Raw genomic sequence first — 9697 nt, 5'->3', positions numbered from 1 at the left:
TGGGTCAGCGCGCTCGCTGCACTCTCGTTTCGTCCCAGACCGGCTCGTCCGACTCGTAGACCCGCCCGTCCGAGCCGAACACCAGGAAGCGGTCGAACTCCCGGGCGAACCAGCGGTCGTGGGTCACCGCCACCACCGTGCCCTCGAACGCCGCCAGGCCCTTCTCCAGCGCCTCGGCCGAGTGCAGGTCCAGGTTGTCGGTGGGCTCGTCGAGCAGCAGCAGGGTGGCCCCGGACAGCTCCAGCAGCAGGATCTGGAACCGGGCCTGCTGCCCGCCGGAGAGCGACTCGAACTTCTGCTCGGCCTGCACGCTGAGGCCGTAGCGGTCCAGCACCCGGCTGGCCGCCTCCCGCGGCAGCCCGGAGCGGTGGCCGTCGCCGCGGTGCAGGATCTCCAGCAGGGTGCGCCCGGCCAGCTCGGGATGCTGGTGGGTCTGGGCGAACCAGCCGGGCCGGACCCGGGCGCCGAGCTTGACGTTGCCGGTGTGTGCCACCGCGCCCGGGCGGGCGGTCGGGGAGTCGTCCACCGGCTGGTGCTCCAGGTCCGGGTCGCTGCCGCCGATCGCCAGCAGCCGCAGGAAGTGCGACTTGCCGGAACCGTTGGAGCCCAGCACCGCGACCCGGTCGCCGAACCACAGCTCGGTGCTGAACGGCTTCATCAGCCCGGTCAGCTCCAGGTCGGTGGCCACCACCGCGCGCTTGCCGGTGCGGCCGCCCTTGAGCCGCATGTGCACGTTCTGGTCGTTGGCCACCAGTTCCGGCGGCCCGGCCTCCTCGAACTTGGCCAGCCGGGTCTGCGCGGCGTGGTACTGCGCGGCCAGGGTGTCCATGTAGGCGGCCTTGTTCTTCAGCATCAGCACCAGGGCCTTGAGCTTGGCGTGCTCCTCGTCCCAGCGCCGGCGCAGCTCCTCGAGCCGCGAGTTCCGGTCGGTGCGGGCCTGCGCGTAGGTGCCGAACCCGGCGCCGTGCACCCAGGCGTTCGCCCCGGCCGCGTGCGGTTCCAGGGTGACGATCCGGGTGGCGGCGTGACTCAGGAGCTCCCGGTCGTGGCTGACCAGCAGCACCGTCTTCTTCGTCTCGGCCAGCTGGGCCTCGAGCCAGCGCTTGCCCGGCACGTCGAGGTAGTTGTCCGGCTCGTCGAGCAGCAGCATGTCGTCGGGGCCCCGGAGCAGGGCCTCCAGCACGAGACGTTTCTGCTCCCCGCCGGAGAGCGTGTTGGCGCTGCGGAACTGGGCCTTCTCGAACGGCATCCCGAGCGCAGCCATGGTGACCACGTCCCAGCCGGTCTCGGCCTCGTAGCCGCCCACGTCGGCCCAGTCGGACAGGGCCTGGGCGTAGGCCATCTGGGTGGGCTCGTCCTCGCGCTCCATCATCGCCAGCTCGGCCTTGTCCAGGGCCTGGCCGGCCTTGCGGATCGGGGCCGGGGCGACCGAGACCAGCAGGTCCCGCACGCTGGTCTGGTCGCGCACACTGCCGATGAACTGGCGCATCACGCCGAGCGAGCCGGTCAGCACGGCAGCGCCGGACTGGGCGGCCAGATCACCGGCGATGATCCGCAGCAGCGTGGTCTTACCGGTGCCGTTGGGGCCGATCAGGGCGGCCACGGCGCCCTCGGGCACCTTGAAGGTGACCTCGTCGAGCAGCGGGCGCCCGTCCGGGAGAGTGAAGGAGACCTGGTTGACATCGATACCGGACACGTCAGTCAGTGTGCCCTGTCCCCGGGACGGTACGCCCGCCAATATCCGCGGGAGCGGATCCTGATCAGTCGATGATGTGGATCGCGGCCTCTTCGGCGCTGGCCGCGCCGTAGTCGATGCCCACGTCCGAGCCGACCAGGTCCTTCTCCTCGTCCGAGCCGAGCCCCTCGTCCGGGTCGACCAGCCGGCCGGCGCGATCGCCGCCGACCTCGGCGTAGGACAGGTCCTCGTCCTCGATCCGGTTGTTGTCCACCGAGTCGATGTTCTCGTCGGTGGGCGAGGCCTCCAGGTCGGAGGCCAGGTTCGGGTCCGGGACCTCCTGGGCCAGGCGCTGGTCGAGGCTCTCGCCCTGCAGCTCCTCCTCGGCCGTGGTGCCGAACCGGGTCATCCCCTGGGGCTTCTCCGGCGGGGAGTAACTGGCGTCGAAGACCTGCTCGTCCACGTTGTCGTCGCCGAAGGCCTGGTCCAGGTCGTACGCATCGTCGGAGCCGTCCTGCCCCGGTTGGTACACCTCGTCCGAGACCTCGGGCTCGTTCGTCGAGTCACTCATGGAGGTGACCCTGGCACTTCCGGGCCGCGATCGCCATTCGTGACCCGGGTGAGTTCGGCCCATCGTTCCCGAACCCGACAACAAAGGTCCCCCAGCCCTGGAGGGCCGGGAGGTGCCCCCAGTCCGCGGGCCTCTTTGCGAGGCTCGCGGACGTCCCCTGTTGGAAGCTCTTCTACTTACGGAGCTTCAGCCCGATCAGCACCGGGTCGTGGTCGGAGGTGCGGAAGCGGTCGGGCGCGTAGAGCGAGGCGATCTGGCCGGCCGACTTGAAGTTGGTGTTGTAGTCCAGCACCGACGGCTCGTCCGCGTTGATGTGCACGTCCTCGACGTCCTTCACCTGCGAGCGCAGCGAGGAGCTGGCCAGCGCGGTGTCCAGCGAGCCGGACTGGCCGTCGAACACGTACGAGTAGGCGTCCTTGCCGGACTTGGCCCGGACCATGTCCGTGTAGCCGTTGGCCTTGCTGGTCAGGAGCAGGATCGGGTCCTCCTGGGCGTAGGAGTTCAGGTCCCCGATGATCAGCACGTCCTGGTCCCCTGCGGCCGGGACGACAGTGCCGTCGATCCAGCCGGCCAGAGCCTTGGCCTGCTCGGTGCGGCGGGCGTTGAAGCAGCTCTGCCCGTCGTTCTGGTCGGTGTTGGCGCCGGTCGCGCCGTCGCAGCCCTTGGACTTGAAGTGGTTGACCACCACGCTGACCCGGGCGCCGCCCTTCTTCTGCGCAAAGGTCACCGAGACCGGGTGCCGCTCGAACGTCTCGTCCTGCTGTACAAGCGTTTTCACCGGGGTAACAGCGGCCGGCTTGTACAGCAGACCCACCTTGATCGCGTCGTCGCCGGCCGCGTTGGTGACGCCGGTGGCCGCGTCGACGTCCACGTAGGCGTAGGTACCGGGCTTGGTCGCCGCGTTCAGCGCTTCGGTGAGGTCAGCGATCGCGCTGCCCGCCGCGTAGCCGTCGTTCTCGACCTCCATCAGCCCGACCACGTCGGCATCGAGCGACTTCAGCGCGGCGACCTCCTTGGCGGTCTGCCGCTGCAGCTCCGTTGCGTTCTCGGCGCCGCGGCAGTCGGTCGTCGCTCCGCCCACGCCGTACGTGCAGCCGGTGAACGTGTTGAAGTAATTGAGGACGTTGCTGCTCGCCACGGTCAGGTCCCCGGACACCTTGTTGTTGCGGGGACGGTCGTTGTCGGCGCGGAACTTGGCCTCACCGTTCAGCGCACCCACCGGACGTAGGCGCCAGGCGTTGGGGCTGGCCGAGTTGCCGCCCCACGTGTAGGTGAGCACGCCAGTGGCGTTCTTCACGGTGTCCCCGGTGCGCAGCGTGTTCTCGGCGCTCAGCGGCTTGCCGCCGCGGCCGAAGACGATCGGGTCCGGGTTCTGGGCGTTGGTGGCGTCGTCGATGATCAGCTGGTTCAGGTCGTTGCGGGCCTGGAGCTGGGCACTGCGCGGGTCGGCGGCCGGGTAGACGTTGGTCGGCTGCTGCAGCCGCCCGCCGGAGGAGACGGTGACCTGGCCGAAGCGCCCGAGCAGGTAGTGCTCGGTGACGGTGAGCCGCTGCGGCAGGCTGACCAGCATGCCCTCGTAACGCTCGAGGTCGTCGGCGGCCTTAAGAGGCAGCTTCACGTCGGTCGCCTTGACCTTCTGACCACTGGCGCACACATCGACAGTGCCGGCGGTGATCTGGGTCTGCCCCTGGTACTCCGCCGCGGTACCGGTGACCTGGACCTCGTCACCGGCCTCGACCTGGTCGGCGCCGCTGGACGCGAAGACGAAGATGCCGTCCGAGGTGGCCTTGTCCTTGTCCCCGCCGTCCTGGACGAAGAAGCCGCGCAGGGTGGGCGCAGCGCCCTCGTTGTCGCCCACCACGACGCCGCGCACGGTGACCGCGCCGGTGATGGCCGCGGTCGCGCCGCTGCCCTGGATCGCCCCGATCTTGGTCGCCTCGCCCGTGCAGGCGGCGGCCTGGGCGCTGCCGGCGGTCAGGAGGCTGAGCCCAGTGAGGGCGGTCAGTGAGGTGGCGGCGGCGAGCGCGGCGGCGCCGGCCCGGACGCTCCGGCGTCCGCGATGATCACTCTGGGTGTCGGCGTTACGCCGGTTGGTCGTCACGCTGGAGGATCCTAGGGGCGTTCGGTCCCCTTTGGCATGAACAGAACATGACGCGGGGGCAGCAATCCGTTCAGCGGTCTCCAGGCTCCGGCAGCGTACGGACGGCCCGTGCTTCCCGGGCGCGTGCCGCCAGCGCCTGGTCCGGCGGGTATCCCACCTCTTCCAGCACCAGGCCGTGTGGGGGCACAACCGCGACGTGCGGGTCCCGGGTGCGCGACGTAAGCACCAGGGCGGGCCAGTCCACCGGTTTGCGCCCCTCCCCCACCGGCAGCACTGCTCCGACCAGAGCCCGCACCATCGAGTGGCAGAACGCGTCCGCCAGCACGGTAGCGACCAGGAGGCCGTCTTCCTGGCGCTGCCAGGAGTAGGTGAGCAGGGTGCGGATGGTGGTGGCGCCCTCACGGTGCTTGCAGAACGCGGCGAAGTCGTTGAGTCCGGTCAGCGTGGCGGCCGCCGCTGTCATGGCCTCCGGGTCCAGAGGACGTCGGTGGTGGAGGACGTCGTGTCGGCGCAGCGGGGGTGCCCCGGCGGGATGGTCGCTGATCCGGTAGGCGTAGCGGCGATGGATGGCGGAGAACCGGGCGTCGAAGCCCTCAGAAGCGATCTGAGCCGCATGCACCCGGACGTCTGCGGGGAGGACACCGGCCAGCCTGGTCAGCAGTGCAGTGGCAGGGGGACGGTCGCTGCGCCCGGGGATGCTTTCCCATGCCCCCTGGGGGGTTTCGAAGTGCGCCACCTGGCCGCTGGCGTGCACTCCGGCGTCGGTACGGCCCGCCACGGTGAGCTTGGGCGGTTCAGTGCGCAGGATCGTGCCCAGTGCGTTGGACAGCACTTCTTCCACCGTGCGCCGGCCCGGCTGCGCGGCCCAGCCGCTGAAGTGGGTGCCGTCGTACCCGAGGTCGAGACGGATCCGCACCAGGGGTGAGTCTGCCAACGCCGGTTCCTCTGCATCGATGGTGGAAATGCCGCGAGCCCGCCACCCCCGGGAAGGGGTGACGGGCTCGGCGGGGAGTACTTACTTCTTGTCGACCGCGTCGTCCGCAGCCTCTTCGGCCAGGTCGGAAGCAGCCTTCGCGTCCTTGGCCTCGTCGCTGCCCGGGGCCGCGTCGTCGGCCACCGCGGCCGCCGTCTCGGTCTCGGCGGCAGCGTCGACCGCGCCTTCGGCGTCACCCTCGACCTTGGCGTTCTCTGCCTCGGTCGCGGTGTCCTCGGCGGCCTGCTCGGCCGCGACGGCCTTGTTGCCGCGCGAGGCGCGGGCCGTGGCGGCCTCGGCCTCACGGACCGTGGCCTGACCGGCGGTCAGCGGCTCGAGCACCAGCTCGATGACAACCATGGCGGCGTTGTCGCCCTTGCGGTTGCCGATCTTCGTGATGCGGGTGTAGCCACCCTTGCGCTCGGACACCACGGGGGCGATCTCGGTGAAGAGCGTGTGCACGACGCCCTTGTCCGTGATCGTCTGCAGCACCCGGCGACGCGCGGACAGGTCGCCGCGCTTCGCGAACGTGATCATGCGCTCAGCCAGCGGCTGCATGCGCTTCGCACGGGTCTGCGTGGTGGTGATGGACTTGTGCGTGAACAGCTGGGTCGCGAGGTTGGCGAGCAGCAGCCGCTCGTGCGCGGGACCACCCCCGAGCCGGGGACCCTTGGTGGGCGTGGGCATGTCGGTGAACTCCTAGTGATGCGCCCGGCCACGAGCCACCCGGGCCGGGTCAGGGGGTTGTCAGAGCTGCTCGTCCTCGGCGAACGACATGTCGTCGTCCGCCCCGAAGCTGTCGACGACGAGGGTGGGGTCGAATCCGGGCGGGCTGTCCTTGAGCGCCAGGTTCATGCCGTGGAGCTTGGCCTTCACCTCGTCGATCGACTTGGCGCCGAAGTTCCGGATGTCGAGCAGGTCGGCCTCGCTGCGCCCGACGAGCTCACCCACGGTGTGGATGCCCTCGCGCTTGAGGCAGTTGTACGACCGGACCGTCAGGTCGAGCTCCTCGATCGGGAGCGCGAGGTCGGCGGCCAGGGCGGCGTCCGAGGGGGACGGGCCCATGTCGATGCCCTCGGCCTCGAGGTTGAGCTCACGGGCCAGGCCGAACAGCTCGACCAGCGTCTTGCCGGCGCTCGCCATGGCGTCGCGCGGCTGCATCGACGGCTTGGTCTCGACGTCGACGATCAGCCGGTCGAAGTCGGTGCGCTGCTCGACGCGGGTCGCCTCGACCTTGTACGTGACCTTCAGCACCGGGGAGTAGATCGAGTCGATCGGGATCCGGCCGATCTCCTGCTCACCGGTCTTGTTCTGGTTGGCCGACACGTAGCCACGACCGCGCTCGACGGTCAGCTCGAGCTCGAGCTTGCCCTTCGCGTTCAGGGTGGCGATGTGCAGGTCGGGGTTGTGCACCTCGACGCCGGCCGGCGGGGCGATGTCCGCCGCGGTGACCGTGCCCGGGCCCTGCTTGCGCAGGTACATCACGATCGGCTCGTCGTGCTCCGAGGAGACGACCAGCCGCTTGATGTTCAGGATCAGCTCGGTGACGTCTTCCTTGACACCGGGCACCGTGGTGAACTCGTGCAGCACGCCGTCGATGCGGATGCTGGTGACCGACGCGCCCGGGATGCTCGAGAGCAGGGTGCGGCGGAGCGAGTTACCGAGGGTGTAGCCGAAACCCGGCTCCAGCGGCTCGATGACGAACCGGGAGCGGTGCTCGGAGACCGCCTCCTCGGCGAGGATGGGGCGCTGTGCAATCAGCACGGGTGTATTCCCTTTCGCTACAGGCGACCGCTATATGACGCCTGCTGGGGGTGAGCCCGCCGGCCCTCTGTCCGGCCGGCGGGCTGTTTCACGATTAGACGCGGCGACGCTTGGGCGGGCGGCAGCCGTTGTGCGGGGTGGGCGTGACGTCCTGGATCGAGCCGACCTCCAGGCCGGTGGCCTGGAGCGAGCGGATCGCGGTCTCACGGCCCGAGCCCGGGCCCTTGACGAAGACGTCGACCTTGCGCATGCCGTGCTCCTGGGCGCGGCGGGCAGCGGCCTCGGCCGCCATCTGCGCGGCGAACGGCGTGGACTTACGCGAGCCCTTGAAGCCGACCTGACCGGCGGACGCCCACGAGATCACGTTGCCGACCGGGTCGGTGATCGACACGATCGTGTTGTTGAACGTGCTCTTGATGTGCGCGTGGCCGTGCGCGACGTTCTTCTTCTCCTTGCGCCGCGGCTTACGCGACGCAGCGGCCTGACGTGACTTGGGAGGCATTGAAAGCTCTTCCTGGGAGGTCGTCGGTCCGTACTCCGGACCCTGTGATGTTTAGGGTTTGGAGCAGGACTACTTCTTGCCGGCCTTCTTCTTGCCGGCCACGGTGCGCTTGGGGCCCTTACGGGTACGCGCGTTGGTCTTCGTGCGCTGCCCACGGACGGGCAGACCGCGGCGGTGACGCAGACCCTCGTAGCAGCCGATCTCGACCTTGCGGCGGATGTCGGCGGCGACCTCACGGCGCAGGTCACCCTCGAGCTTGAAGTTGCCGTCGAGGTAGTCGCGCAGGCGGACGAGGTCTTCCTCGCTCAGCTCACGCACGCGCAGGTCGGCGCTCAGGCCGGTGGCCGCGAGGGTCTCCTTCGCGCGGGTCTTCCCGACGCCGAAGATGTAGGTGAGGGCGACCTCGAGCCGCTTTTCGCGGGGCAGGTCGACTCCGACGAGACGTGCCATTGCAGATGTTCTCTTCTCTGCTTCGTACCAGGTGTGGAGCAGGACCTGACCCAGCTCACCCAGGAGCTGGTCCCCGGCCCGGTAGCCCGGGGGTGTCGCCCCACGAGGTCGGGCGTGTCGCCCGGCCCCCGGAAGCGGGCCCTGCTGTTTCTCTCAGATCGGTGCAGTGGTGCTACGCGGGGCTGATCAGCCCTGGCGCTGCTTGTGGCGCACGTTGTCGCAGATCACCATGACCCGGCCGTTACGGCGGATCACTCGGCACTTGTCACAGATCTTCTTGACGCTCGGCTTGACCTTCATCGTGGCTTCCGCTAGTGGGTCATGTGGCTGGATGGGGCAGTGGTACGTCTGTCACTTGTAGCGGTAGACGATGCGCCCACGGGAAAGGTCGTACGGGCTGAGTTCGACCACGACCCGGTCTTCCGGAAGGATCCGGATGTAGTGCTGGCGCATCTTGCCGGAGATGTGCGCGAGTACCTTGTGCCCGTTGGACAGCTCCACGCGGAACATGGCGTTCGGCAGCGCCTCCACCACGGTGCCCTCGATCTCGATGACGCCGTCTTTCTTCGGCATGTCCTCCGCTTTTCCTGTTGATCGTTCGTTTGCGGCGCCCGGCCGCAGACCGGCCCCTTCGGATCAGGGCCGGAAACGATCAGGCGTTGCACCGGACGGCTCAGACTCGTGCGGACACGGTCTGCTGCTGTCTCGGGCCGTCACCACCCTCGAGGGCGACGAAGCAATTCAGCACATGAGCCGACGCAGAAGTCTACGTGATACCACGCCGGAGGACGAAATCGAGGCCGTCAGCCGGCCAGCCGGGAGACCTTCGCGCCGAGTTCACGGAGCTTGGCCACGCCGCCGTCACGGGCGGTCAGCACCCACAGGCCGTCGTCGAGCAGGGCGACCGAGTGCTCCCAGTGCGCGGCGTTGCCGCCGTCCACGGTGGCGACCGTCCAGTCGTCCGCAAGTACCTTGGTGTCGGGGTTGCCGAAGGTCAGCATCGGCTCGATGGCCAGGCAGATCCCGGGCTTGAGCTTCGGGCCGCGATCGCGGGTGCGGTAGTTCAGCACGTGCGGTTCCTGGTGCATCTCGGTGCCGATGCCGTGGCCTCCGTAGTCCTCCACCAGGCCGAACCGGTCACCGACGAAGTCCTCCACGGCGATGCCGACCGCGTTCAGCCGCTCCCCCGCGGCGATCGCGGCGATCCCGCGCCACATCGACTCCTCGGTGGTGTCGATCAGGTCCTGGTCGGACTTCACCTGGTCGGGGCTGCGCTCGTCGGGCTGCTCGGCGGTGCCCGGGACGATCGCGGTGAACGCCGAGTCGCCGTGCCAGCCGTCGAGGATGGCCCCGCAGTCGACGCTCACCACGTCACCGGCGCGCAGCACACGCCGGCCCGGGATGCCGTGCACGACCTCTTCGTTGACCGAGACGCAGAGCGTCGCCGGGTAGGGCGGGTGCCCGTAGTTCAGGAACGACGGGGTGGCACCGCGACCGACGATCAGCTCGTTCGCGATCCGGTCCAGATCGGCGGTGGTCAGGCCGGGCGCCAGCGCGGCCCGCACCGCGTCCAGCGCGTCGGCCACGATCAGCCCGGCCAGGCGCATCAGCTGCACCTGGTCGGGCGTCTTGTACTGGATCCGGTCGCGACCGAGCATTGC

At 69.4% G+C, this 9697-nt stretch carries 11 protein-coding genes; all 11 read right to left on the bottom strand.

Features of this window, described 5'->3' with window-relative positions; translation table 11 throughout:
- Positions 1–4: 4 nt before the first annotated feature.
- The 11 genes from LWF15_RS14340 to map all read right to left on the bottom strand — a co-directional run bounded on the left by LWF15_RS14340 (position 5) and on the right by map (position 9694).
- Positions 5–1696: an ABC-F family ATP-binding cassette domain-containing protein gene (locus LWF15_RS14340; protein WP_232811270.1), complete on the bottom strand. Its 1692-nt coding sequence runs from the start codon at positions 1694–1696 to the stop codon at positions 5–7.
- Between the two features lie 64 nt (positions 1697–1760).
- The gene (locus LWF15_RS14335; RefSeq protein ID WP_232811268.1) at positions 1761–2246 is read right to left on the bottom strand and encodes a DUF5709 domain-containing protein; all 486 of its coding nucleotides are present in this window, start codon (positions 2244–2246) and stop codon (positions 1761–1763) included.
- 172 nt (positions 2247–2418) lie between these two features.
- A complete protein-coding gene (locus LWF15_RS14330; RefSeq protein WP_232811266.1) occupies positions 2419–4347 on the bottom strand; it encodes an ExeM/NucH family extracellular endonuclease in 1929 nt (642 codons plus the stop codon).
- 70 nt (positions 4348–4417) lie between these two features.
- Positions 4418–5281 carry a tRNA pseudouridine(38-40) synthase TruA gene (truA, locus tag LWF15_RS14325; protein WP_232811264.1) on the bottom strand — a complete coding sequence of 288 codons (864 nt, stop codon included), beginning with the start codon at positions 5279–5281 and terminating at the stop codon, positions 4418–4420.
- An 81-nt stretch (positions 5282–5362) separates the two neighbouring features.
- Positions 5363–6007 (bottom strand): 50S ribosomal protein L17, encoded by a 645-nt coding sequence (gene rplQ, locus LWF15_RS37510; protein ID WP_285616310.1) that lies wholly within the window; start codon positions 6005–6007, stop codon positions 5363–5365.
- 60 nt (positions 6008–6067) lie between these two features.
- Positions 6068–7084 (bottom strand): DNA-directed RNA polymerase subunit alpha, encoded by a 1017-nt coding sequence (locus LWF15_RS14315; RefSeq protein ID WP_232811262.1) that lies wholly within the window; start codon positions 7082–7084, stop codon positions 6068–6070.
- Between the two features lie 94 nt (positions 7085–7178).
- Positions 7179–7586, bottom strand: a complete 408-nt coding sequence (gene rpsK, locus LWF15_RS14310; protein WP_231443843.1) for a 30S ribosomal protein S11 — start codon at positions 7584–7586, stop codon at positions 7179–7181.
- 69 nt (positions 7587–7655) lie between these two features.
- On the bottom strand, positions 7656–8036 hold the full coding sequence (gene rpsM, locus LWF15_RS14305) for a 30S ribosomal protein S13 (protein WP_232811260.1): 381 nt from the start codon (positions 8034–8036) through the stop codon (positions 7656–7658).
- A gap of 186 nt (positions 8037–8222) precedes the next feature.
- Complete coding sequence (gene rpmJ / locus LWF15_RS14300) at positions 8223–8336, bottom strand: 50S ribosomal protein L36 (RefSeq protein ID WP_214154137.1); 114 nt, start codon at positions 8334–8336, stop codon at positions 8223–8225.
- Positions 8337–8387: 51 nt separating this feature from the next.
- Positions 8388–8609 (bottom strand): translation initiation factor IF-1, encoded by a 222-nt coding sequence (infA, locus tag LWF15_RS14295; protein ID WP_166605559.1) that lies wholly within the window; start codon positions 8607–8609, stop codon positions 8388–8390.
- A gap of 230 nt (positions 8610–8839) precedes the next feature.
- Complete coding sequence (gene map / locus LWF15_RS14290; protein WP_232811258.1) at positions 8840–9694, bottom strand: type I methionyl aminopeptidase; 855 nt, start codon at positions 9692–9694, stop codon at positions 8840–8842.
- Positions 9695–9697: the final 3 nt, after the last annotated feature.

Source organism: Kineosporia rhizophila (assembly GCF_021277265.1).
GTDB classification, from domain to species: Bacteria; Actinomycetota; Actinomycetes; order Actinomycetales; family Kineosporiaceae; genus Kineosporia; species Kineosporia rhizophila.
This window is presented reverse-complemented; position numbering and strand designations above follow the sequence as displayed.

Bases quoted from the DNA above. Each gene is read 5' to 3' on its own strand.
- LWF15_RS14335 (WP_232811268.1), bottom strand. From the start codon at position 2,246: ATGAGTGACTCGACGAACGAGCCCGAGGTCTCGGACGAGGTGTACCAA.
- rplQ (WP_285616310.1), bottom strand. From the start codon at position 6,007: ATGCCCACGCCCACCAAGGGTCCCCGGCTCGGGGGTGGTCCCGCGCAC.
- rpsK (WP_231443843.1), bottom strand. From the start codon at position 7,586: ATGCCTCCCAAGTCACGTCAGGCCGCTGCGTCGCGTAAGCCGCGGCGC.
- rpsM (WP_232811260.1), bottom strand. From the start codon at position 8,036: ATGGCACGTCTCGTCGGAGTCGACCTGCCCCGCGAAAAGCGGCTCGAG.
- rpmJ (WP_214154137.1), bottom strand. From the start codon at position 8,336: ATGAAGGTCAAGCCGAGCGTCAAGAAGATCTGTGACAAGTGCCGAGTG.
- infA (WP_166605559.1), bottom strand. From the start codon at position 8,609: ATGCCGAAGAAAGACGGCGTCATCGAGATCGAGGGCACCGTGGTGGAG.
- map (WP_232811258.1), bottom strand. From the start codon at position 9,694: ATGCTCGGTCGCGACCGGATCCAGTACAAGACGCCCGACCAGGTGCAG.